Raw genomic sequence first — 23,417 nt, forward strand, 5'->3', positions numbered from 1 at the left:
GCCGCGCCCCCCCCACCGCCGATGGCGCCGCCCATGCCCTATCAGATGATCGGCCGCGTCGTCGAAGGCGATGGCGCCCAGGCCGTCGAGGTTGCGCTGCTCGCAGGGCCGAACAAGGCGCTCAGCGTCAGGCGCGGCGACGTCATCGACGGCCAGTGGCGCGTCGAACAGGTCTCGACCAGCGGCGTCAGCCTGACCTGGCTGCCGGCCAGGCTCCCACAGAACATCGCATTCAAGGTCGTGCCATGAAGCAGCTCCTTCTTCTCCTAAGCGCCCTGCTGCTGACGGCCTGCGCCAACCCCGCCCTGCGCCAGGCCGAAGACCTCGGCCGCACCAACCAGTGGCCGGCCGCGCTGCGCGTGCTGGACGACGCCCTCGGCAAGGACCCCAACGACCCGCAGTTGCGCGCCGCCCAGGTGCGCGCCCGCGAGCAGGCCACGGCCCGCCTCATCCTGCAGATCGAGGCGCTGCGAGGTGCCGGCCGCTGGGACGAGGCGCAGGCCCTGTTGAGCCAGCTCGGCCTCGCCGACGCCAAGCACCCGCGCCTGACCGCGCTGAGCGTCGACATCGAGCGCGGCCGCCGCCACGAGGCGCAGCTCATCACCGGCCGCGCCGCGCTGAAGGAGGGCCGCGTCGAGCGTGCCGATGCGGTGGCGCGGGAGATCCTCGCCGAGGCGCCCCAGCACCCCGGCGCGCGACTGCTGGCCAGCCAGGTCGCCCAGTCCCGGCCGCTTGAAACAGCGGTCGGCGAGCTGGGCACCAACTTCCAGAAGCCGGTGACGCTGGAGTTCCGCGATGCGCCGCTGCGCCAGGTCTTCGAGGCGCTGGCGCGTTCGAGCGGCGTCAACTTCGTCTTCGACAAGGATGTTCGCGCCGATGCCCGCGTGACCGTCTTCCTGCGCGGCGTGACGCTGGACGAGGCCATGCGCGTCATCCTCGGCACCCAGCAGCTGGACCGCAAACTGCTCAACGACAGCTCGGTGCTCATTTTTCCCAACACGGCCGCCAAGCAGCGCGAGCACCAGGAGCTGATCACCCGCACGCTCTACCTCACCAACGCCGACGTGAAGCAGGTGCAGGCCATGGTGCGCACCATCGCCAAGGTGCGCGACATCCACATCGATGAGCGGCTGAACCTGCTCATCGTGCGCGACACGCCCGAGGTGGTGCGGCTGGTGGAGCGGCTGATCGCTTCGGTGGACCTGCCCGAGCCCGAGGTGATGCTGGAGGTGGAGGTGATGGAGCTGGCCACCGACCAGGTCGACGCCCTCGGTCTGCAATGGCCGGAGACGATCAACTACGGGTTGCCGGGCTTCAACGGTGGGCTGGCCACCGGCCAGGTCTTTCTCGGCCAGCGCGACCAGTTCCGCGCGACCATCGCCAACCCGGCGATCGTTGCCACATTGCGCGGCTCGGGCGGCAACTCCAACACGCTGGCCAACCCCAAGATCCGCGTGCGCAACCGCGACAAGGCCAAGGTCCACATCGGCCAGAAGCTGCCCATCTTCACAACGACGACCAACTTCACCGGCTCCACATCGGTGGCCGCCTCGGTCAGCTACCAGGACATCGGCCTGAAGCTCGACGTCGAGCCCACCGTCCAGCTGGACAACGACGTCGTCATCAAGATCGCGCTGGAGGTCAGCAACGTCATCCGCCAGGTCAGCGGGCCTGGCGGCACGACGGCCTACGAGATCGGCACGCGCAACACCGCCACCACGCTGCGCCTGGCCGACGGCGAGACGCAGGTGCTGGCCGGCCTCATCAACGACGAGGACCGCAAGAGCGGCGCAGGCATCCCCGGCCTGTCGCGCATCCCGGTGCTGGGCCGCCTGTTCGGCACCCAGACCGACACGCGCAACAAGACCGAGGTGGTGCTGCTCATCACGCCGCGCGTCGTGCGCAACCTGGCCGTGCCCGACGCCTCCCTCACGCGCCTGGCCAGCGGCACCGACGCCAGCCCCGGCGCCTTCTCCAGCCTGCTGCGCCGCGAGGCCCGGGTGGGCGTGGGCCCGGCCAGCGGCACGGTCACCACCGCCGCGCCTGCCGCGGCCGCTCCGGCAGTGCCTGCAGAAGCCACGCTCAGGCTGGACGTGACGCCGCAGGTGCCGGCCGGCGGCACCGTCTCGGTTGCGCTGAAGAACGACAGCGGCCTGCAGGTCAAGGGCGAGTTGGAGTACGACGCGAGCCGCCTGGTGCCGGCCCAGCCGCTGCAAGGCGCCTCGCCGGGGCGCTATCCCATCGAGATCCCGCCTCGCGGCGACCGCGTCGTCGTGCTGCGGGCGCTGCCGGCGGCGGCGGGTCAGGTCCTCAACATCGGCCTGAGCGGGCTGTCGGCGAGCGGGCTGAATGGTGAATCGGCGCCCGTGCGTGTCGACGGCACAGGGCTGCTGACGGTGGAAGCCGCGCGCTGAGGCTGGCGATGCGCCAACGCGGCTTCACGTTGATCGAGATGCTGGTCGTGCTGGCCATGCTGGGCGTGCTCGCGTCGGCCGCGCGGCCGTTGCTGGAGCTCTCGGTGCAGCGCACGCGCGAGCACGAGTTGCGCCAGGCCCTGCGCACGCTGCGCGAGGCGCTCGACAGCTACAAGCGCGCGGTGGAGGCGGGCAGCATCACGCAGAGCCCGGAAGACAGCGGCTACCCAGCCCGGCTGCAGTTGCTGGTGGACGGCGTGCCCGACGTCAAGTCACCCAACGGCCGCAAGCTCTATTTCCTGCGCCGCCTGCCGCGCGACCCCTTTGCGCCGCCCGACCAGCCCGCCACTGAAACCTGGGGCCTTCGCGCCTACGACAGCGCGCCGGACGATCCCCGCGCCGGCAAGGACGTGTTTGATGTCTTCTCGCTCTCCGACCGAAAAGCGCTTGACGGCACGCGGCTGAAGGACTGGTGATGAAGCGAAACCTGGGCTTCACGCTGATCGAGCTGATCGTCGTCATGGCCATCGTCGCCCTGCTCGCCTCCATCGCTGCGCCGCGCTATTTCAACTCGCTGCAGAAGAGCAAGGAGACCGCGCTGCTGCAATCGTTGACGACGATGCGCGACGCCATCGACCAGTACGCCGCCGACAAGGGCCGCTACCCCGAGTCGCTGCAGGAACTGGCCACCGCCCGCTACATCCGCGATGTGCCCGAGGACCCGCTCACCGCGAGCCGCGAGAGCTGGGTGGAGCTGCCGCCGCCCAGCGACATGCAGGTGGGCGGCCACGTCTGGGACGTGCGCAGCGGCGCAGCCGGGCGCTCGGCGGACGGGCGGCTGTATGCGGACTGGTAGAGGCCGGTGAACACCCAGCGCGGCTACAGCTACCTCGCCGTTCTCTTCCTCGTCGCGCTGACGGCCGCCGGGCTGGCCGCGATGGGCCAGGCCTGGAGCACCGCCGCTCAACGCGAGCGTGAACGAGAGCTGCAGTTCCGGGGCGGAGAGATTGCGCGCGCCATCGCGGCCTATGCCCGCGCCACCCCCAACCCGCCGCAGCTGTACCCCAAGCGTCTGGAGGATCTGCTCGTCGACGGCCGCGGCTTCAAGCCCCGGCACCACCTGCGGCGTCTCTACGTCGATCCGTTCACCGGCGCGGCGGACTGGGAGCTGATGCCCGAGCCCGGCCAGCCCGGTGCCTTCAGCGCGGTGCGCAGCCGGTCGGAACAGGCGCTGCTGCGCGAGTTCGCGGCCGACGGCACGGCTGTGCGCGTAGCCCATGACCTGGTCTTCTCGGCTCATGCACAAGGCGCGCTTGCCGCTCAGGCTGGCGCCTCGGCACCGATGACGTTGCCTGCCGCATCAGCCGCTTCCCGGTAGCACGTTTTCCCTAGCCCAGGTTGCACATTTACTGCAATCGGGCGGGAAATCTGTCCCGCGTATAGAGGGTGGGCAAGTGTGTATTTAGTCACGCGAACCCCTCCAACAGAATCGAACTCCCCGCAGGCTTCGCCTGCACAGGGGGCTCGCCATCTTTCAACCCTTTGGCGGGCCACGCGGCCGCCCATCAGGCGCCGCGCTCCTGCGTTGCAAGATCCATTTGGCAAAGAAAGAGGGTATTTCGATGAAGAAGTTTGTGACCTCCCTGGCGCTGGCCGTGTCCGCGCTTGCCTTGTCCGCAGCGGCCCACGCGGGCGTGCTGCGTACCACGATCACATTCGATCCGGTGGACACGTCGACGCTCATTTTTCCGCCTGCGCTTGTGGATGGCGACGAGTTCTACCAACCTGGTCTGGGTGGCCGAACGATGTGGTTCGACCCGTTCGCGAACACCTCGGGCGCCTTCGGTACCCTCGTAGGCAACATCATCGACGGCTCCATCGTCGACGACACCTGTGTTGGCATCATCTGCCCGGTCAACAACGCGACCACCTACGTCGTATTGCTTAACGACGCCGTCCTCGCGTTCGGCTCGACCGACGGCTTGCCCTTTTCCGTGCAGAGCCTGAACGCCAGCTTCATCGGCTCCGGTGTTCCGGACGCCAGTACGCAGGGCTTCCTCGCACTGCAAGGCGTGCGAGGCGGCGCCGCGTTGACCGCCTACTACGAACTGTCCGCCCTGGACGCCAACGGCAATCCGAACTTCGAAGCCATCGACACCGGTGAGTTCGGCGACTACGAGTTCGATAGCGTCTTCGCCTTCGCGTTTGAGTGCCCGATCGACAGCCAGACCTGCAACGCGTTCTCGACGAACAAGGCCCAGTTCGCACTGGACGACATCGTCATCGAGTACGTCCCTGAGCCTGCCAGCCTGGCCCTGGTCGGCGTCGCCGGCCTCGCCCTCCTGGGTGCCCGCCGCCGCCGCGCCGCCTGACCGCTGACATCGTCGAAAGGATCACTCCATGAAGATGAAACTCAAGCCCGCCGCTCTGGCGACGCTGATCCTCGCCTCGGGCCTGGCCACGAGCGCCTTTGCACAGGATCGCAAGACCTACATCGTCCAGTTGAAGGACGAACCTGCAGCCTCCTACCAGGGCGGTGTTGCCGGTCTGGCCGCCACGCAGCCCGCTGCAGGCGACACCTTCAAGTTCGGCACTGCCGCCGTGCAGGCCTATGTCAACTACCTGGGCCAACAGCAGAGCAAGGTGCTCGCAGTCGTAGGCAGTGCGCCGGTGCTGGCGAGCTACAAGGTCGTGTTCAACGGCTTCGCCGCCCGCCTCACCGACGACGAAGCCCGCTCGCTGTCCATCAATGGCGGGGTCGTCGGTCTGTGGCTGGACGAGGCACGCCAGGTCGACACCATCTCGACCTCCAAGTTCCTGAAGCTCAGCGAACCCGGCGGTCTGTGGTCCAAGATCGTGGGTGGTTCTGCGCTGAAGGGCGAGAACCTGGTTGTCGGCATCGTTGACGGCGGCATCTGGCCCGAGAACCCGGCGTTCTTCGACCGTGTCAACGGCAATGGCGAACCCACCAACAGCCCGAGTGACGCGCTGGCCTTTGGCCCGGTGCCGGCCAGCTTCACTGGCAGCTGCGAGACAAGCCCCAGCATCGACCCGGCCAAGCACTGCAACAACAAGCTCGTCGGCATCAAGCACTTCGACGCCGGCTTCATCGCCAATGCGCCGCCGCTGCACTGGACCGACTTCGCCGGATCCGGCCGCGATTCCCTGTCCGGCGCCACCGGCCACGGCGGCCACGGGGACCACACCGCGTCCACCGCAGCTGGCAATGAGAACGTGCCCGTCACCATCAATCAGGCTGTGGTGGGCAGCGCTTCCGGCATGGCCCCGCGTGCCCGCGTAGCGTCCTACAAGGTCTGCTGGACCTACGTGAACGCTGCCGCCACCGACGGTACCGGCAGCCAGAACACGTGCTACACCTCGGACTCTGTGGCGGCCATCGACGCTGCCGTCGCCGATGGCGTCAATGTCATCAACTTCTCGATCAGTGGCTCGCAGACGTCGGTCAACGACCCCGTCGAGCAGGCGTTCTACCGTGCGTCGCTGGCCGGCGTGTTCGTTGCCACTTCGGCCGGCAACAGCGGCCCTGCCCAGGCTGTCGCCCACCTCAGCCCCTGGGTGACGACGGTCGCCGCTTCCACGCATGACCGCGCCTTCTCGGGCAGCGCCACCGTGGGCGGCACGACCTATACCGGCGGCTCCACCACCAAGACCGGGCTGGGTCCCACGAACATGATCCTGGCCGAGAACGCCGGCGTGGGCGGCGGCAACGCCAGCCTGTGCTTCAGCGCCTCGCCGCCCGCCGGCCAAGTGCTGCTGGACCCCGCCCTCGTGGCCGGCAAGCTGGTCGTCTGCACCCGCGGCAATAACGCGCGCGTGGACAAGGGCCTGGCCGTCAAGAACGCCGGCGGCGTCGGCATGATCCTGGCCAACGCCTCACCGGGCCAAACCATCGACGGCGACTTCCAGCCTGTTCCCACTCTCCAGGTCAGCAACACCGATGGCGCTGCCATCAAGGCCTACGTGAGCGGCGCCGCCAACCCCACGGGCTCTATCGCCGTCTCGACGATGATCAGCAAGCCGGCTCCCATCATGGCCGACTTCTCATCCCGTGGCCCGAATGGCGGCGACAGCAACGTGCTGAAGCCCGACCTGACCGCCCCGGGCGTGGACGTCGTCGCCCACGTCACGCCGGCACAAACCGAAGCGCAGAAGGCCCAGATCGTGGCAGGCACGCTGGTGCCGCCGCCCGCCTGGGACAGCTACCAGGGCACGTCGATGGCCAGCCCCCACGTGGCCGGTCTGGCGCTGCTGCTGAAGCAGGCCCACCCGACCTGGGGCCCTGCGGCCATCAAGTCTGCGCTGATGACCACGGCCTACTCGACGCTGAACGACGGGCTGCCCAGCCCGCAGAACGGGCTCCTGCCCTGGGCCCAGGGTGCCGGCCATGTCGACCCGCAAAAAGCAGCCGACCCGGGGCTGGTCTACGACGCGGGCAAGGCCGACTGGGTCAAGTACCAGTGCAAGGTCAACAGGCCCGCCGTCACGCCGGCCAGCGATTGCACGACCTTCGGCACGCTGGACGAGACCTACAACCTGAACCTGCCGTCGATCACAGTTGGCGCGGTGACAGGATCCATCGTCGTGACCCGCAAGGTCACCAACGTCGGCGCTTCTTCGGCGACCTACAACGCCGCCGTCACGACGCCGCCTGGCTTCACGACGACGGTGTCGCCCAACTCGTTGACGCTGGCCCCGGGCGAAACCAAGACGTTCACGGTCACGTTGGCACAGGCGGGCGCTGCAGAAGGCGTCTGGCAGTTCGGCCAGTTGGTCTGGAGCGACGGTGCCCACTCGGTGCGTTCGCCCATCCAGGCGAAGGCGGGCAAGGCGATCTCGGCACCCGTCGAGTTCACAGACACCAAGGGTTCAGGCAGCAAGTTGTTCACCGTGCGCACCGGCTTCGCGGGTCGCATGGGCGTGGCCAAGGGTGGGCTGAAGGACGTCACCCTGGGCGCGGAAACCACGCTGACGCCCTTGGTCACCAGCTCGGTGACGCTTGCCAACCGCTGCTACGGCAACAGCAACTTTGCGTCAATCGCCAAGTACAACTTCACCGTGCCGGCGGGTGCCATCGTGGCCCGTTGGGCATTGCGCCAGGACGATGTGAGCGGTGGGTTGGATGACCATGATCTGGTCGTCATCAACATGAACGCCGCGACCTACATCTACTCGGGCAATGACGGTTCGAATGAAGCTGTGCAGATCGTCGCGCCAGCGGCTGCCAACTACCGTGCCTGCGTGCTGGCGTACTCCGGTGCCGCGCCGATGAAGCACAAGCTGTCGAGCTGGATCGTGATGCCTGGTGATGCGGGTGGCCTGAACGCGCTGGTGCCAGCGCAGGTCTACGCCGGCGGCACGGCCACGGTTGGCTTCAGCTGGACGGGCCTCGCAGCCGGCAAGCGCACCGTCGGTGGCGCCCATTGGCTTGATGCCTCCGGCAAGGTGCAGGCAACCACCGTCCTGCGCGTCTCCACCGATGGCAGCGTGCCGGTGCAGAACGTGCCGAGCAACATGCCCAGCAAGCTGGTGGACGGGGCTGTCAACCAGTAAGCCGCAACCGACGTCGCCGGGGCCTTGGTGCCCCGGGTCGATCAGGCCGCATGCCGCGAGGTGTGCGGCCTTTTTCCTGGTGCGCCGCGACTATTTCGCGCTTCGCGATGGTGATGGCGACGTCGTCTGCACTTGGCAGCGGTTGGCCACGCAGGCGGCCCCGGGATCCGTCGCTATGGCGCAGTTGGAGCGCATGCCGCTGGCCTCGACCTCGCGCCTGTGCGCCTCGGCCTGCCGCGTGGCGAGCGCCTTCAGGGCTTCGGCATCCGTGCCCTGGGTGGACCAGGCCCAGTAGCCGGCGGGCCCGCCGCAGGCCTTGGCGCCAACCGGCACCGTGCGGCACTGCGTATCGCTGCTGCAGCTGGCTGGGCCGATCAGCGTGCGGAGTTCGCCGGCCAGGCGTGTGGAGTCGGCCACGGGAGCGGCGGCAGGTGGCGTCTGCGCGCAGCTGGCAAGGGCGATGCAAGTGAGGGCGGAGGCGAGGATGCGGGGCGGGTTCATGGCCGCATGCTGGGGCCGGTCGCCTGTTCTTGGCAACAACTAGGATGCATCCATGCGTATGTGGCCGTCCCTGTTGCTGAGCCTGGCTGCTACGGCGCCGACCGTGCTGGCCGCCGATTGCCAGCCCGATGCCCAGGTGGCCGCCCGCGCGCTGAACGCGCTGCGCGCACAGGCCCAGCGCTGCGGCGACCGCCGGTGGCCGGCCGTGCCCGCCTTGCGCTGGCAGGCGGTGCTGGGTGAGTCGTCCCGCCGCTACGCCGTCGAACTGGCCACGCTGGACCGGCTGGACCACACCAGCGCCAGCGGCGCCACGCTGCGCACGCGGCTGCGCGAGGCGGGCTATGCGATGCGCGCGTCGGGCGAGAACCTGGCCGGTGGCCCGGAGACGCTGGACGAGGCGCTGGCCCAATGGCTGGCCAGCGCGGGGCATTGCGAGAACCTGATGGCGCCTGACTTCGAGGAGTTTGGCCTGGCCTGCGTGGCCAGCGGGGGCCGGCTGCAGCGCTACTGGGTCCTGCAGCTGGCGGCGCCAGCGGGGCCTCGACCTAAATCCAACCCAGATCGATAGCGCGCAGCACCGCCTGCGTGCGGTCGCGCACACCCATCTTGGAGAAGATGGCCGAGCAGTGATTCTTGATGACGCCCTCGCTGTTGCCCAGCAGGCTGGCGATCTCGGTGTTGCTGCGGCCGCTGGCCACCAGGCGCAGCACTTGCAGCTCCTTCGGGCTCAGCGGGTCGGGATGGTCGGCCGCCGTGAAGGCGCGCTCGCCGCCTTTGGCCTCCATGCGCGTCGTGAGCGACGGGCGCAGCGCGGTGCCGCCGCCGTGCACGTCGCGCAGGGCCTGCAGCAGCGTGTCGGTGCTGATGGCTTTCAGCAGGAAGCCCTTGGCGCCGGCCCGCGTGGCTTCGTCGAAGGCGACGGTGTCGTCGAAGGTGGTCAGCAGGATGACCGGCAGGCGCAGCGCCCGCGCGGCCAGGGCGCGGATCAGGCCGACGCCGTCCAGCCGCGGCATGCGCATGTCGGACAGGATGACGTCGGGCATGTTCTCGGCTGAGGCAGCCGCCAGCCACTCCAGCGCCTCGGCGCCATCGCTGGCCTCGCCAACGACCTGCAGTTCATCGTCGTGCAGCGCGAGCAGGCCCTTGAGGCCTTCACGCACCAGTTGCTGGTCCTCGACCAGCAGGATCTTGATCACACCCATCGCGGACATCTCAGCTCGATTCGAAACCCAGGGCTCGTGCGCGTCACGCGCATCTGCCCGCCCAGTTCGGCCATGCGCTCGGCCATGCCGGTGAGGCCATTGCCAAAGCCATCGCCCCGCCCTTCGTGCCAGCCCGGCGCACCCCGCCCATCATCGTCGATGCTGACGGCGACTTCATCGCCATCACCCCTGAGTTCGACCTGCACGCGGCGGGCGAGCGCGTGGCGCACGCTGTTGGTCACGCCCTCCTGCACGCAGCGCAGCAGTGCGTGCGCGGCGCGGGGACCAAGGTCGCGGGTGGCGTCGTCCAGGGCCAGCTCAATGCGCGTGCTGGCAATCCCCTCGGCCAGCGCCTGCAACGCGGCAGACAGGTCGATGCGCTGCGAGCTGCGCTGCTGGGATACGGACTCGCGCACGTCGGCCAGCAGCTGCGCCGCCACGCCCTGGGCGCGGCCCAGCGCCTGACCGGCGCCGCCGCTGTCGGCCCGCGCCAGCAGCGCGCCGCCGAGCTGCAGCTGCAGGTTGAGTGCCGTCAGGTGGTGGCCCATCAGGTCGTGCAGCTCGCGGGCGATCTGCATGCGTTCGTTGTAGCGCATCTGCTCGGCCAGCAGGTGCTCGCCGGACAGCTGTTCGGCCAGCACGGCCTGCAGCCAGCGGCGCTTCTCGGCCTCGGACGCCGCCATGCGCCCCAGGCCGAAGGCCAGGCCGTGCAGGGCCAGCATGGCGAACAGCATGCCGAACTGGTCCAGCCAGGCCGTGGTCGAGGCGTAGACGTAGATGCCCGTGTTCAACAGCACCTGGGCCGCCGCGAAGCCCAGCGCCAGGCGGGCCGGCAGCACGACGGCGCCGAGCGCCGTGACCAGGAAGGGCAGGCCGGGCGTCACGCCGAAGGCCAGCAGGTCCACCAGCAGCAGCCAGGCCAGGCGCTGGTTCACCGGCAGGGCCGTCTGGCCCAGGCGCGCGAGGCGGAAGATCAACGCGACGAAGGCCACCAGCAGCAGCACGCAGACGACCACCAGGCCGCGGTCGTTCACGTCGCCGCCGAGCTGGCGCCAGACCCAGGCGGCCAGGCCGTCGTAGGGCTCCGTGCGCACGCCCAGCAGCGCGGAGCCGGCGCTGACCAGTTCCATCGCGCACACCACCAGCGCCGCCAATCGCAGCACGGTGCCGGGCTCGGCAAGCCGCGCGAGCAGGCGGTCGATCACTGGCGCCCCTCGGCCGGCGGGTACGCCGACCGATCCCCCGAGGGGATGGCCGCTTGCTTGGGACGGCCCGGCGCTGTGCGGCGCGTCATTCATCAAGGGCTTGCGCGATGACGCCGCCGCCGAGGCACACGTCGCCGTCGTAGACCACCGCGCTCTGCCCCGGCGTCACGGCCCACTGCGGGTCAGGGAAGCGCAGCGTCAGCCGGCCGGCCGCGTCGAAGCCGACGCTGCAGGGCGCATCCGCCTGGCGGTAGCGCGTCTTGGCCGCGGCCGCGTCGGCAACCGGGGCATGGCCGGCGATCCAGCTCAGGTCGTCGGCCACCAGGGCCGGGCTCAGCAGCAGCGGGTGGTCGTGGCCCTGCACGGCGATCAGCGTGTTGCGCTCGATGTCCTTGGCGGCAACGAACCAGGGCTCGTGCTCGCCGCCACCGCGTGGCGAGCCCTTCTCCTTCACGCCGCCTATGCCCAGGCCCTGGCGCTGCCCCAGCGTGTAGAAGGAAAGGCCGACATGCTCGCCAAGCTTGCGGCCGCGCTCGTCCTTGATGGGCCCGGGCTGGTGCGACAGGTATTTGTTCAGGAAATCGCGGAAGGGCCGCTCGCCGATGAAGCAGATACCGGTCGAGTCCTTCTTCTTCGCGTTCGGCAGTGCGATCTCGGCGGCGATGCGGCGCACCTCGGTCTTGGGCAGGTCGCCGACCGGGAACATCGTCTTGCTGAGCTGAGCCTGCGACAGCCGGTGCAGGAAGTAGCTCTGGTCCTTCAGCGGGTCCAGGCCCTTGAGCAGCTGGAACTCACCAGCGACTTCGCGGACGCGTGCGTAATGGCCCGTGGCGATCTTCTCGGCACCCAGCCGCATCGCATGGTCCAGGAAGGCCTTGAACTTGATCTCGGCATTGCAAAGCACGTCGGGATTCGGCGTGCGGCCGGCCTGGTACTCGCGCAGAAAGCTCTCGAAGACGCGGTCCTTGTACTCCGCCGCGAAGTTGACATGCTCGATGTCGATGCCCAGCACGTCGGCCACCGACGCGGCATCGAGGAAGTCCTGGCGCGTCGAGCAGTACTCGTTGTCGTCATCGTCTTCCCAGTTCTTCATGAAGATGCCGATGACCTCGTGGCCTTGTTGCTTCAGCAGGTGGGCAGTGACGGCCGAGTCGACGCCGCCGGACAGGCCGACCACGACACGGTGCTTCTTGTGGGAACTCATGGGCGCGATTGTCCCAAACGCCCGCTCACCCCTTGACCCACGGGGACTGCAGCGACTCATGCGCGAACACCGCCTCCAGCGGCAGCCGCCGCCCGGCCGCATGGTCGCGCACGCACTGCAGCACCAGCGGGCTGCGGTGGCGTTCCGTGCAGGCGGCCAGCTCCGCCTCGCTCATCCACAGCGTGCGCTTGATGCCCTCGTCCAGCGTGCGCCCGGCGATCTCCTCGCCGACCGAGCCGCTGAAGGCCAGCCGCACATAGGTCACATCCTCTAATCGTGCCGGCCGCAGGAAGCGGGCCAGGTAGACGCCGAGGAAAGCCTCGGGCTGAAAAGCCCGCGCCGTCTCCTCCAGCGCCTCGCGCACGACCGCCTCCATGGGGCTTTCGCCCAGCTCCAGATGGCCTGCCGGGTTGTTCAGCATCAGGCCCTCGGGGGTTTCTTCCTCAACGAGCAGATAGCGCCCGGCGCGCGCTATCACTGCCGCGACCGTGACGCTGGGGCGGAACCTGGCTGTGGCAAGCATGCTTCTTCCTCTCGCATTCCCGCTCCGGGCGGGCCTGTGCATTGTGTAAGCTGCCACGCAACCCCTGCCCCCGGAGGAGATCCATGCAGATTGGCATCCCGCGCGAACGCGCGGCCGGAGAGACCCGCGTGGCCGTCACACCTGAGACGGCCAAGAAGCTCAAGGCTCAAGGCCACACGCTGCGCATCGAAAGCGGTGCCGGCGTCGCCGCCAGCGTCACTGATGCCGCCTACGAGGCGGTCGGTTGTGAGATCGTCGACCAAGCTGCGGCACTGGCCAGCGAACTGGTGTTGAAGGTGCGTGCACCCGGCGCCGACGAGCTGGCCCTGATGAAGCCCGGCACGGCCTTGGTCGGCATGCTCAACCCCTTCGACCGCGAGGGCCTCACGGCGATGGCGGGCGCGGGGCTGACCAGCTTTGCCCTCGAAGCCGCGCCGCGCACGACGCGCGCCCAGAGCATGGACGTGCTGTCCAGCCAGGCCAACATCGCCGGCTACAAGGCCGTCATGATCGCGGCCGACAAATACCAGCGCTTCTTTCCCATGCTGATGACGGCGGCCGGCACCGTGAAGGCGGCGCGTGTCGTCATCCTCGGCGTCGGTGTGGCCGGCCTGCAGGCCATCGCGACCGCCAAGCGGCTGGGCGCCGTCATCGAGGCCAGTGATGTGCGGCCCTCGGTGAAGGAGCAGGTCGAGTCACTGGGTGGCAAGTTCATCGACGTGCCCTACGAGACGGCCGAGGAGAAGGAAGCAGCCGAGGGCGTCGGCGGCTACGCGCGCCCCATGCCGCAGAGCTGGCTGGACCGGCAGAAGGCCGAGGTGGCCAAGCGTGTCGCGGCGGCGGACATCGTCATCACGACGGCGCTGATCCCCGGCCGCGCGGCGCCGGTGCTGGTCACCGAGGAGATGGTCAAGGCCATGAAGCCGGGCTCGGTGCTCGTCGACATCGCTGCACCCGCAGGCGGCAACTGCCCGCTGACGGAGGCCGGCAAGACGGTCACCAAGCACGGCGTGGTCATCGTCGGCGAGACCAACCTGCCGGCGCTCGTCGCGGCCGATGCATCGGCGCTGTATGCGCGCAATGTGCTGGACTTCCTGAAGCTCGTCATCACCAAGGAAGGCACCTTCAACGTGCCGCTGGATGACGACATCGTCGCGGCCTGCCGCGTGACCCAAGACGGTCAAGTGACCCGGAGCTGAAGATGGAAATCGTCGACCACACCATCATCAACCTGATCATCTTCGTGCTGGCCATCTACGTGGGCTACCACGTCGTCTGGACGGTAACGCCCGCGCTGCACACGCCGCTGATGGCCGTCACCAATGCGATCTCGGCCATCGTCATCGTCGGCGCCATGATGGCCGCCGCGCTGACCGAGACCAACTTCGCCAAGGCGATGGGCGTTCTGGCCGTGGCGCTGGCAGCGGTCAACATCTTTGGCGGCTTCCTCGTCACACGGCGGATGCTGGAGATGTTCAGGAAGAAGGAAAAGAAGGCCGTGACGACGGAGGCCAAGCCATGAGCCTCAACCTCGTCACGCTGCTCTACCTCGTCGCCAGCGTCTGCTTCATCCAGGCGCTGAAGGGCCTCTCGCACCCGACAACCTCCATCCGCGGCAACCTCTTCGGCATGGTCGGCATGGCCATCGCCGTGTTCACCACCGCCGCGTTGATCTTCAAGCTGGCCGGCCACGGCATGGGTCTCGCCTGGGTGCTGTTGGGCCTCGTCGTCGGTGGCGGTTACGGCGCCTGGCGGGCCAAGACGGTCGAGATGACCAAGATGCCCGAGCTGGTCGCCTTCTTCCACAGCATGATCGGCCTGGCTGCGGTGGCGATTGCCATTGCGGCGGTAGCCGAACCCGTGGCGTTCGGCATCACCGAGGCGATTGGCTATGCGATTCCGAAGGGCAACCGCCTCGAACTGGCGCTGGGGGCCTTCATCGGTGCCGTCACCTTTACGGGTTCCGTCATTGCCTGGGGCAAGCTCTCGGGCGGCAGCAAGTTCCGTCTCTTCCAGGGCGCGCCGGTCACCTTCAAGGGTCAGCACTGGCTGAACCTTCTGCTCGGCCTGCTCGCCATCTGGGGGTGCGGGGTCTTCTGCTGGGCCGGCTACGAGCATGCCTTCTGGATCGTGGTGGCCCTGGGTTTCGTACTGGGCGTGACGCTCATCATCCCGATCGGCGGCGCCGACATGCCGGTCGTCGTGTCCATGCTCAACAGCTACTCCGGCTGGGCGGCGGCGGGCATAGGCTTCTCGCTGAACAACAGCATGCTGATCATTGCAGGCTCGCTGGTGGGCAGTTCGGGCGCGATCCTGAGCTACATCATGTGCAAGGCGATGAACCGCTCCTTCTTCAACGTGATCCTGGGTGGCTTCGGCGGTGAAGCGGGCACGGCCGCCGTGGGTGACGGCAAGGCCCGTCCAGTGAAGAGTGGCAGCGCCGACGACGCCGCCTTCGTGCTCGGCAACGCCGAGAGCGTCGTCATCGTCCCGGGCTACGGCCTGGCCGTGGCGCGCGCTCAGCATGCGGTGAAGGAACTGGCCGCCAAGCTCACCGAGAAGGGCATCAGCGTCAAGTACGCCATTCACCCGGTGGCCGGCCGCATGCCGGGCCACATGAACGTGCTGCTCGCCGAGGCCGAGGTGCCCTACGACCAAGTCTTCGAGATGGAAGACATCAACGGCGAGTTTGGCCAGGTCGACGTCGCCATCATCCTGGGCGCCAACGACGTCGTGAACCCCGCCGCGCATGTGAAAGGCAGCGCCATCTACGGCATGCCCATCCTGGAGGCCTACAAGGCCAAGACCATCATCGTCAACAAGCGCTCCATGGCCGCCGGCTATGCCGGCCTGGACAACGAGTTGTTCTACATGGACAAGACCATGATGGTGTTCGGCGACGCGAAGAAGGTCGTGGAGGACATGCTCAAGGCGGTGGAGTGACCGCCGACGGCCTGACGCGGAAGACCCAGTATTTCTGCAGCAGAAACAGCATGCCTGCCAGCGCAATCACCATCACGCCCTGCACCCAGGTGTGCGGGTAGCCCAGCCGGTCGACGCAGACGTAGAGCGCGACGAGATTCACCATGTAGCCGAGCGCGTAGGCGCAGCCATAGCGCAGCAGGGCGGCATGGGCTGCGCCCTCGTGGGCAAAGGTCCACTTGCGATTGAACGCGAAGGTCTGCAGCACGCCGATCAGGTAGAGCAGGCTCATGGCCGTTTTCGGGCCCAGATGCAGCAGTTCTGTCAGGCCGAGATACCAGACGAAGCCCAGGGCGTTGGACGCTATCCCGACGATGCCGTAGCGGAGCAGCTGGCGCAGCGTGCGCGGCGCTGCCGTCACGGCTGCCCGCCGTCGCGCCAGCCCCAGATGTACCAGGGCGCCTGCGGGCCGGTGTGGAACAGCAGATCGAGGATGCTCACGCCATGTTCGAACGTCTCGGTGCCCTGGTCGTAGGTCGGGTAGCCGCTGTAGTCCTTCCACTCCAGTTGGATGCCGGCGGCCGAGAACGCCGACTCATCGATGTACTCCCGCGCTGCAGGCCCCGAGATGTAGCGCTGCGTCTCGGCCTGGCGCAGCAGGCTCAGCAGGCGTTCCTGTTTGGCCCCCGCGCTGGCGTAGTTGCGCGAGTCCTCGAAGCGTGTCTGCAAGCCCAGCAGATCAACTGCAATGCGCTGGATCAGGTGCTGATTCAGCGCCGACAGGTTGGCCCATTGACGACCGCAGTAGATGTCTTCGAAGAAACCTTTGTACTGCTTGAAGTATGGGCTTTTGCGGTAGTTCTGCCGGATGTGATCCCAGTGGGAAGCCTGCCAGCGCGGGTCGTTCAGCTCGACATCGCAGATGCGCCTGTCCGTGCTGATGCCGACCGGGATGGTCAGCCAACGCGGCCCCTGTGGTGTCTGGATGCGATTGCGGTTGCGCCAGTCGTTCTTGGTGTACTGGACGTCGTCGTAGAAGATGAACAAATCCGCGTCATGGATGAGGTCGAAATATCCCTTCCAGGGGATGTAATTCGATTGCAGGACGACGACGCTCTTCATGTGGAGTGGGTCCGTTTGACGAGGGCAGCAGCCTTGACAAAGCTGCCGCTGGGCAACGCGACGCGGTCGACCACGACCGCACCGGCACCGACGAAACTGTGTTCTCCCAGCTGCACGAAGCCGCACAGCGTGGCGCCGGGGGAGATGAAGCTGTTGGCGCCGATCTGGGTGTCATGGTTGATGCAGGCCAGTGGCCACAACACGCAGGCCGAACCCAGTCGGGCATGCACGTCGACATGGGCGCCGGCCATGACGAAGCAGCCAGCGGCCACGGCCGCCTCTTCGGCGACGTAGGCCCCGGGATGGATCAGCGGCGGGCAGGCGTAGCCGGCGGCCTGCACGCGCTCCCAGGCCGCCCAGCGTGCCGGCAGATTGTTGTAGCCGATGGCGAGCGCCACGCCGTGGTCTCGTGCGGGATGGGACAGCTGCACCTGCTCGAAGCGGCCCAGCGCTTGTTCGTTCCGCCCGGTGTCGTCAATCAGGCCGACGACCTCGTGGCCGCACAGGCGCGCCAGCGCGGCCACGGTGTTCGAGAAATCACCTGCGCCGTAGATCAGCAGTTTCATGGTTCGGCTGCTTCCCTCACGGCGTGCGATGCACGTCCTTGACGATGAAGGTGGGCCGGTTCTGCACCTGCTTGAACACCTTGCCCAGGTAGATGCCGATGACGCCCATCCCCATCGTCGTGATGCCCAGGCTCAACGCGACCAGTGCCATCACAGAGGTGTAGCCCGACAGTGCGTCGTCAAACAGGATCTTGCGAACCACGAGGTAGACGATGTAGAGCATGCTCAGGCCGGTGATGCTGACGCCGGCGTTGAACAGCAGCGTGAGCGGCTGCGCCGAGAAGGCGCTGATGGCGTTCACCATCAGCTGGACTCGGCGCATGAAGGTGTAGCTGCTGGCGCCTTCGCGCTGGCCCTTTGGAATCGGGATGCCGATCTGCTGATAGCCGGTCCATGCCAGCATGCCGCCGATGAAGAGATTCTTGTCGCCAAGCTGAAGCGACGCCTGCACGAAGCGCCGGGTCATCAGGCGCTCGGTGGTCATGTTCTCGGGGATGCGGATGTCGCTCATCGAATTGAAGATGCGATAGAACATGCTGCCGGCGCGCCGCTCCACCCATCCGCCCTTGCGAGCTTCCTGATAGCCATAGACCATGTCGCTGCGGGTCTGCAGCAGCTTGGCGTGCATGTCTGCCAGCACGTGCGGTGAGACCTCCAGGTCGCAGTCGATCAGGAAGATCAGCTCGCCCCGCGCCGTCGCCAGGCCTGCCTGCATGGCCGCGTGATGCCCGAAGTTGCGGGACAGGTCGACCACCACCAGTTGCGGCAGCTGGGCGCGACTGGCCACGGCCCATTCGAGCGAGTCGTCCGGCGAGCCGTCGTTGACGAGCACGATCTCGAAGTCGCGACAGTCGATGCTCGCCAGCGCGGCGAGGCACTCATCAAGAAACTCTTCGAGGAATGGCCTGGACCGGTACATCGTCGAGACGATGCTGATGCGAGGACCTTCGGGGGCAGCGTCTGGGTGGGCGTGCATGGGGCAAGGAGAGGGAAGGATCCAAACGATCCGGGGCGCCGCCGCAGGCCGCCGTCAGACGGCTCTGCAGGGCGAAAGATGATAGGGGAGCGCGGTCGCGGCCCGCGCCGCTCGAATGGGCGGGGCGCGGTCGGCCGGCGGTTACCGTTCGGAGCGACACTGTGAACGATACGCCCGTGCTGCGGCTCACCCGACGGTGGGGCTGCTGCAGTGCTTCAAACGTTCGCCAGCCAACCTCTCCTTGACATGAGCATTCCGTTCAACAAGCCCCACATGACGGGCCGCGAGCTGTTCTACATCTCCGAGGCCCATCACCACGGATGGCTGGCTGGCGATGGGAAGTTTTCCAAGTTCTGCCATGCCAAGTTGGAAGAGGTGACCGGCACGCGCAAGGCCTTGCTGACGCACTCGTGCACTGCGGCTCTGGAGATGGCGGCCATGCTGGCCGACATCGGGCCCGGCGACGAGGTCATCATGCCCTCGTACACCTTCGTCTCGACGGCCAATGCGTTCGTGCTGCGGGGCGCCACGCCGGTGTTCGTCGACATCCGGCCCGACACGCTCAACCTCGACGAACGTCTGGTCGAGGCGGCGATCACGCCGCGTACCAAGGCCATCGTGCCGGTGCACTACGCTGGCGTGTCCTGCGAGATGGACACCTTGCTGGACATCGCCGCCCGGCATCAATTGCTCGTCATCGAGGACGCCGCCCAGGGCTATGGGTCCTTCTACAAGGGGCGGCCGCTCGGCACGCTGGGCGCCTTAGGTGCGTTTTCCTTCCACGAGACCAAGAACGTCATTTCCGGTGAGGGCGGCGCGCTGCTGGTCCAGGATCCCGCGCTGGTGGAGCGCGCCGAGATCATCCGCGAGAAGGGGACGAATCGGTCTCGCTTCTTCCGCGGCCAGGTCGACAAGTACACCTGGGTCGATATCGGTTCGTCCTTCCTGCCGTCCGAGCTGGTTGCGGCCTTCCTGTGGGCGCAGCTGCAGGAAACGGATCGGATCAACGCCGAGCGCATCGCCATCTGGCAGCGATACCACGAGGCCTTTGCGCCTCTCGAAGCGGCGGGCCTGCTGCGCCGCCCCATCATCCCGGCGGACTGCCAGCACAACGCCCACATGTACTACCTGCTACTCGAAGACCTGGAGCAGCGCACGCGCTTCATCGCCGAGCTGAAGGCCCGCCACATCGGCGCCGTCTTCCACTACGTGCCGCTGCATTCCTCGCCGGCCGGCCAGCGCTTCGCTCGCGCATCGGGGTCGATGGCGGTGACGGACCGGCAATCCGAGCGGCTGGTGCGCCTGCCGCTCTGGTTGGGCGTGGAGCCTGAACAGGAACGCGTCATCGACGCCGCGCTTGCGACGCTCCGATGAGCAGCCTGCGCCGCGCCGCATACGGCCTGGTCGTCGCGTTGCTGGTTGGCCTGCTGCTGGTGCTGGTGCATCAGCGCGCCAAGCCTCACCGTCTGGAGGTCTGGGTTGACAGCCCGGCGGTCGGTTCCCTGTGGCTGCAGGCGCGCTGCGAGGGGTCCGGCGCCGAGGCCTTCCGGCATCGCGAAGCCATCCACCCCGGGTATCAGCGGCTGCGCCTGCCGCTGCCGGCCTGCCCGCTGGAGGCGGTGACCCTTCGGTCCAACGTCGACTCGGCGCGGCTCGCGGCCGCCCTGGTCAGCCGCTACGGCGTGCCACGCCAGCAGTTGCTGGGCGAGGCGAGGACCCTGGAGGGCGAGGGATTCCTGCGCATGGATGCGCGGCCGGATCGCGCGCAGGCCGTGGCGTTGGCGTCGCCGCTCACCCTGCCGGCCGGTGGTCTGGACACGCGCGCCCCGGGTGTCGGCGCCCTGCAACTGATGTTTGTGCCCCTGCTGGTCTGGCTGGCGGTGCTGCTGCTGCCCCGTCGCGATCTGGCGGCGGATGCGCCGGTGCCGTTCACGCGGGGCTGGGCGCTGGCCCTGCTGCTGGCCGTCATCACGATGGCCTGGCTCGTGCGCACCGATGTGTCGCTGAGCCCGGATGAGGGCACGCACGTCACGACGGCCCGCTACCACTTCGAGCACTGGGTCAAGCCCGCCATCGGCGCGGCCGAGATGGAGCCGGCCTACCGGGCCAACGTCTACGGCATTTCCTACCTCAACGCGACAGATCCGGTCTATGTGCTGGCCGCGAAGTTCGCGGTGGCAGCCTGGCCGCTGTTGCAGGACGACGTACTCGGTCTGCGGCTGTTCAACGTGCTGTTGCTGGCCTGGGTTCTCGTGGCTGCCGCGCGGTTGCGGCGCGGCTTCATGTTCCTGCTTCCGCTGCTGCTGATGCCGCAGGCCTGGTATCTGTTCGCGTACTTCAACGGTGACGCCTTGCCTTACGCCCTGAGCGCGATGCTGTACCTGCTGACGCTGGCCCATTGGACTTCGGACGTACCTCGATCACCCTGGTCCCCGGGTCGGGCGCTGGCCTTTGGCGGCCTGGCCGGCCTGCTGCTGCTTTCCAAGCAAAACTACTGGCCCTGCCTGGTGCTGCTGGCAATGCTGTGGATGTCCACCTGCCGTCCCGGACTCGATGCCCCGGCCTGGCGCAGGCTGCGCTGGGCGGCCCTCTGGCTGCTGCTGTTCTTGCCCTTGGCCATCGACGGTACCCTGCCCGCCCTCCCGCGCGCGCTGCCTGCGCTGATCTGCCTGCTGGTGCTGGCGACCCTGCTGGCCTGGTGGGGCTGGCGCCAATGGCAGGCGCGGGGCGACTGGCTGCCTCGCTGGCGCGCGGTTGGCTGGCTGGCGCTCGGCCTGTGCCTGGTAATCGGCATCAAGATGACCGACGAGCTGGCACACAACGCGGCGCCCTGGGCGCCCGAGCGGGCGGCAGCCGCGCTTGCGGTGCAGGAAAAGTTTGCCGAGGCGAGCATGCGCCCGAGCGCGCTTGCAGCGGGGGGCGCCAACAGCCGCTACCGCATGCGCAACCAAGGAAAGGGCTTGGTCGAGCTGCAAGAGCGGGGCTGGCTGGGGCAATCCCTGCGCACGGCCTTCGGGTCCTATGGCTATCTGGACATCGAGTCGCCGGCGCTGTTGAGCTCCGCGCTGCAGGCCAGCCTACTGGGCGTGCTGGCCCTGGCGTTCTGGCGTCAGCGGCCGCAGGCCGAGTTGAGCGGCGTGCGCCAGGCCGTGCTCGTCAGCTGTGCCAGCGCCATCGTCGCTTCGGCGTTGTTCAGCTGGACGGGGGACTACCAGCCGCAGGGGCGCTATCTGCTGAGCATCGTGCCCATGCTGGGCCTGGGTCTGGCCCTGGTCGGGCGCGAGGATCGAGTGCCGCTGCGCTGGGTCGCCGCAGTCGGCTTCGCGTTGTCCCTGACGTCCTTCGTTGGCGTGGGCACTGCAGGGCTCGTGCACGTCGTTCACTAGGGGTTGCGCGGTCGCCAAGCGCCTATCGAATCCCCTGACGGTCCGCTGTCAGCCTTCGGTCAGAATCGCCGCCAATCAAGAATGAAGGAGACAAGGCCATGGAGCCCATCTGGCTGAAGCAATACCCGGCCGAGGTACCGCGTGACGTCAACGTCTCGCTCTACCCGAGCCTGGTCGATCTGCTCGACACCTCGTTCAAGAAGAACGCCGCCAAGCCGGCCTATCTGATGATGGGCAAGAGCGTCAGCTTTGCGCAGGTGGACGAAGCCTCGCGGGCCTTGGCGGCCTATCTGCAGAGCCTGGGCCTGGAGAAGGGCGACCGCGTCGCGCTGATGATGCCCAACCTCTTCCAGTACCCGGTGGCCGTGGCTGCCGTGCTACGGGCGGGTTATGTCGTCGTCAACGTGAACCCGCTGTACACGCCGCGCGAGCTTGAGCATCAGCTCAAGGACTCGGGCGCCAAGGCCATCGTCATCATCGAGAACTTCGCCTCGGTGCTGCAACAGGTCATCAAGAGTGTGCCGACCAAGCACATCGTCCTGGCGGCCATGGGCGACATGCTGGGCCTGCTCAAGGGCAGCATCGTCAACTACGTCGTGCGCAAGGTGAAGAAGATGGTGCCGGCCTTCGAGCTGCCCGGCGCCGTTCGCTTCAACGATGCGCTCGCCAAGGGCCGCAGCCTGACCTACAAGGCCCCGAAGCTTGGCGCCGACGACATCGCCGTGCTGCAGTACACCGGCGGCACGACGGGCGTGTCCAAGGGCGCCGTGCTGCTGCACCGCAACCTGGTCGCCAACATCCTGCAAAGCGAGGCCTGGTACCAGCCAGCCTTGAAGAAGCTGCCGGCCGGCGAGCAGGTCGTCACCATCTGCGCATTGCCGATCTATCACATCTTCGGTTTCAACACGAACATGATGCTGTCCATGCACATGGGCGGCGCCAATGTTTTGATCCCGAATCCGCGCGACCTGCCGGCCATGTTCAAGGAGCTGTCGCAGCACCGCTTCCACAGCTTCCCGGCCGTCAACACCCTCTTCATGGCCATGGCCAACCATGCCGACTTCGGCACGGTGGACTGGAGCAAGCTTGTCATTTCGGTGGGCGGCGGCATGGCTGTGCAGCAGGCCACGGCCAAGCTCTGGCTGGAGAAGACCGGCTGCCCCATCGTCGAGGGTTATGGCCTGTCCGAGACCTCGCCGTCGGCCACCTGCAATCCGACCGACAGCACCGCCTACAGTGGCACCATCGGCCTGCCCATGCCGCTGACCGAGCTCAAGCTGCTGGACGACGACGGCAACGAAGTGCCCATGGGCCAGCCGGGCGAAATCGCCATCCGCGGCCCGCAGGTGATGGCCGGCTACTGGCAACGGCCGGATGAAACCGCCAAGGTGATGGCGGCGGACAACTTTTTCCGCACCGGCGACATCGGCACCGTCGATGAACGGGGTTATTTCAAGATCGTGGATCGCAAGAAGGACATGATCCTCGTCAGCGGTTTCAACGTGTATCCGAACGAGGTCGAGGACGTCCTCACGCAAATGCCCGGCGTGCTGGAGTGCGCTGCCGTCGGCGTGCCGGACGCGAAGGCCGGAGAGGCCGTGAAGGTCGTCATCGTGAAGAAAGACCCGAATCTCACCGAGGCTGACGTCCGGTCCTATTGCGAACTGAACCTGACCGGCTACAAACGTCCCAAGATCGTCGAGTTCCGCACCGACCTGCCCAAGACCCCCGTGGGCAAGATCCTGCGACGTGAGCTGCGGGACAAGACCTGATCGCCGTTTCTTTGTGACGAGGCCTGTCGGCGGTGATCCCGTCGCGGGCGAGG

Annotated in this window: 22 protein-coding genes and 1 pseudogene; 14 read left to right on the forward strand and 9 right to left on the reverse strand. The window is 67.6% G+C overall.

Annotated features, from left to right (window positions below):
• The 7 genes and pseudogenes from AC0IZJ_RS22145 to AC0IZJ_RS22175 all read left to right on the forward strand — a co-directional run.
• Nucleotides 1–249: pseudogene (locus AC0IZJ_RS22145) on the forward strand (hypothetical protein); the annotation flags it as partial.
• The gene (locus AC0IZJ_RS22150; RefSeq protein WP_471853731.1) at nt 246–2,414 is read left to right on the forward strand and encodes a secretin N-terminal domain-containing protein; all 2,169 of its coding nucleotides are present in this window, start codon (nt 246–248) and stop codon (nt 2,412–2,414) included. The pseudogene AC0IZJ_RS22145 and the gene AC0IZJ_RS22150, both read left to right, overlap by 4 nt.
• Nucleotides 2,415–2,422: 8 nt before the next feature.
• The gene (locus AC0IZJ_RS22155) at nt 2,423–2,890 is read left to right on the forward strand and encodes a type II secretion system protein (protein WP_471853732.1); all 468 of its coding nucleotides are present in this window, start codon (nt 2,423–2,425) and stop codon (nt 2,888–2,890) included.
• Nucleotides 2,890–3,270, forward strand: coding sequence for a type II secretion system protein (locus AC0IZJ_RS22160; RefSeq protein ID WP_471853733.1), 381 nt, complete (start codon nt 2,890–2,892; stop codon nt 3,268–3,270). The genes AC0IZJ_RS22155 and AC0IZJ_RS22160 overlap by 1 nt, the downstream gene beginning before the upstream one ends.
• Before the next feature lie 6 nt (nt 3,271–3,276).
• Nucleotides 3,277–3,792 carry a type II secretion system protein gene (locus AC0IZJ_RS22165; RefSeq protein WP_471853734.1) on the forward strand — a complete coding sequence of 172 codons (516 nt, stop codon included), beginning with the start codon at nt 3,277–3,279 and terminating at the stop codon, nt 3,790–3,792.
• A 244-nt stretch (nt 3,793–4,036) separates the two neighbouring features.
• Nucleotides 4,037–4,786, forward strand: a complete 750-nt coding sequence (locus tag AC0IZJ_RS22170; protein WP_471853735.1) for an NF038120 family PEP-CTERM protein — start codon at nt 4,037–4,039, stop codon at nt 4,784–4,786.
• A 28-nt stretch (nt 4,787–4,814) separates the two neighbouring features.
• The gene (locus tag AC0IZJ_RS22175; RefSeq protein WP_471853736.1) at nt 4,815–7,985 is read left to right on the forward strand and encodes a S8 family serine peptidase; all 3,171 of its coding nucleotides are present in this window, start codon (nt 4,815–4,817) and stop codon (nt 7,983–7,985) included.
• A gap of 90 nt (nt 7,986–8,075) precedes the next feature.
• On the opposite strand, the gene AC0IZJ_RS22180 is transcribed toward AC0IZJ_RS22175, so the two are convergent.
• Nucleotides 8,076–8,486, reverse strand: a complete 411-nt coding sequence (locus AC0IZJ_RS22180) for a hypothetical protein (RefSeq protein ID WP_471853737.1) — start codon at nt 8,484–8,486, stop codon at nt 8,076–8,078.
• A gap of 52 nt (nt 8,487–8,538) precedes the next feature.
• Here AC0IZJ_RS22180 and AC0IZJ_RS22185 point away from each other — a divergent pair, with 52 nt between their 5' ends.
• Nucleotides 8,539–9,054: a CAP domain-containing protein gene (locus AC0IZJ_RS22185; RefSeq protein WP_471853738.1), complete on the forward strand. Its 516-nt coding sequence runs from the start codon at nt 8,539–8,541 to the stop codon at nt 9,052–9,054.
• On the opposite strand, the gene AC0IZJ_RS22190 is transcribed toward AC0IZJ_RS22185, so the two are convergent.
• The 4 genes from AC0IZJ_RS22190 to AC0IZJ_RS22205 form a co-directional block, all read right to left on the reverse strand.
• Nucleotides 9,032–9,697 carry a response regulator transcription factor gene (locus AC0IZJ_RS22190; RefSeq protein ID WP_471853739.1) on the reverse strand — a complete coding sequence of 222 codons (666 nt, stop codon included), beginning with the start codon at nt 9,695–9,697 and terminating at the stop codon, nt 9,032–9,034. The genes AC0IZJ_RS22185 and AC0IZJ_RS22190 overlap by 23 nt on opposite strands.
• Nucleotides 9,679–10,893, reverse strand: a complete 1,215-nt coding sequence (locus AC0IZJ_RS22195; protein ID WP_471853740.1) for a sensor histidine kinase — start codon at nt 10,891–10,893, stop codon at nt 9,679–9,681. The genes AC0IZJ_RS22190 and AC0IZJ_RS22195 overlap by 19 nt, the downstream gene beginning before the upstream one ends.
• Before the next feature lie 85 nt (nt 10,894–10,978).
• Nucleotides 10,979–12,097 carry a tRNA 2-thiouridine(34) synthase MnmA gene (mnmA, locus tag AC0IZJ_RS22200; protein ID WP_471853741.1) on the reverse strand — a complete coding sequence of 373 codons (1,119 nt, stop codon included), beginning with the start codon at nt 12,095–12,097 and terminating at the stop codon, nt 10,979–10,981.
• Nucleotides 12,098–12,122: 25 nt separating this feature from the next.
• Nucleotides 12,123–12,620 (reverse strand): NUDIX domain-containing protein, encoded by a 498-nt coding sequence (locus tag AC0IZJ_RS22205; protein WP_471853742.1) that lies wholly within the window; start codon nt 12,618–12,620, stop codon nt 12,123–12,125.
• A gap of 83 nt (nt 12,621–12,703) precedes the next feature.
• Between AC0IZJ_RS22205 and AC0IZJ_RS22210 the strand changes: the two genes are divergently transcribed.
• The 3 genes from AC0IZJ_RS22210 to AC0IZJ_RS22220 are packed head-to-tail and all read left to right on the forward strand — an operon-like array spanning nt 12,704 to nt 15,563.
• Nucleotides 12,704–13,819 carry a Re/Si-specific NAD(P)(+) transhydrogenase subunit alpha gene (locus tag AC0IZJ_RS22210; RefSeq protein WP_471853743.1) on the forward strand — a complete coding sequence of 372 codons (1,116 nt, stop codon included), beginning with the start codon at nt 12,704–12,706 and terminating at the stop codon, nt 13,817–13,819.
• Nucleotides 13,820–13,821: 2 nt separating this feature from the next.
• The gene (locus AC0IZJ_RS22215; protein ID WP_471853744.1) at nt 13,822–14,142 is read left to right on the forward strand and encodes an NAD(P) transhydrogenase subunit alpha part 2; all 321 of its coding nucleotides are present in this window, start codon (nt 13,822–13,824) and stop codon (nt 14,140–14,142) included.
• Nucleotides 14,139–15,563, forward strand: coding sequence for an NAD(P)(+) transhydrogenase (Re/Si-specific) subunit beta (locus AC0IZJ_RS22220; RefSeq protein ID WP_471853745.1), 1,425 nt, complete (start codon nt 14,139–14,141; stop codon nt 15,561–15,563). Before AC0IZJ_RS22215 ends, AC0IZJ_RS22220 begins: the two co-directional genes overlap by 4 nt.
• Here the strand turns inward: AC0IZJ_RS22220 and AC0IZJ_RS22225 are convergent.
• Genes AC0IZJ_RS22225 through AC0IZJ_RS22240 form a run of 4 tightly spaced genes read right to left on the reverse strand, consistent with a single transcriptional unit; the run spans nt 15,547 to nt 18,206 of the window.
• Nucleotides 15,547–15,963 (reverse strand): GtrA family protein, encoded by a 417-nt coding sequence (locus AC0IZJ_RS22225; RefSeq protein WP_471853746.1) that lies wholly within the window; start codon nt 15,961–15,963, stop codon nt 15,547–15,549. The two genes, AC0IZJ_RS22220 and AC0IZJ_RS22225, sit on opposite strands and share 17 nt — an antisense overlap.
• Nucleotides 15,960–16,664 (reverse strand): WbqC family protein, encoded by a 705-nt coding sequence (locus AC0IZJ_RS22230; protein WP_471853747.1) that lies wholly within the window; start codon nt 16,662–16,664, stop codon nt 15,960–15,962. The genes AC0IZJ_RS22225 and AC0IZJ_RS22230 overlap by 4 nt, the downstream gene beginning before the upstream one ends.
• Nucleotides 16,661–17,230, reverse strand: a complete 570-nt coding sequence (locus AC0IZJ_RS22235) for a PglD-related sugar-binding protein (protein WP_471853748.1) — start codon at nt 17,228–17,230, stop codon at nt 16,661–16,663. The genes AC0IZJ_RS22230 and AC0IZJ_RS22235 overlap by 4 nt, the downstream gene beginning before the upstream one ends.
• Before the next feature lie 16 nt (nt 17,231–17,246).
• Nucleotides 17,247–18,206: a glycosyltransferase family 2 protein gene (locus tag AC0IZJ_RS22240; RefSeq protein WP_471853749.1), complete on the reverse strand. Its 960-nt coding sequence runs from the start codon at nt 18,204–18,206 to the stop codon at nt 17,247–17,249.
• 246 nt (nt 18,207–18,452) lie between these two features.
• Here AC0IZJ_RS22240 and rffA point away from each other — a divergent pair, with 246 nt between their 5' ends.
• From rffA to AC0IZJ_RS22255, 3 genes are all read left to right on the forward strand, one after another.
• Entirely contained in the window at nt 18,453–19,580 is a 1,128-nt protein-coding gene (gene rffA, locus AC0IZJ_RS22245) for a dTDP-4-amino-4,6-dideoxygalactose transaminase (RefSeq protein WP_471853750.1), read from the forward strand.
• Nucleotides 19,577–21,592: a hypothetical protein gene (locus tag AC0IZJ_RS22250; protein WP_471853751.1), complete on the forward strand. Its 2,016-nt coding sequence runs from the start codon at nt 19,577–19,579 to the stop codon at nt 21,590–21,592. The genes rffA and AC0IZJ_RS22250 overlap by 4 nt, the downstream gene beginning before the upstream one ends.
• 98 nt (nt 21,593–21,690) lie before the next feature.
• Nucleotides 21,691–23,364, forward strand: coding sequence for a long-chain-fatty-acid--CoA ligase (locus AC0IZJ_RS22255; protein ID WP_471853752.1), 1,674 nt, complete (start codon nt 21,691–21,693; stop codon nt 23,362–23,364).
• The last annotated feature ends 53 nt before the right edge of the window (nt 23,365–23,417 follow it).

The sequence above is a fragment of the Roseateles sp. AC306 genome (assembly GCF_979253795.1).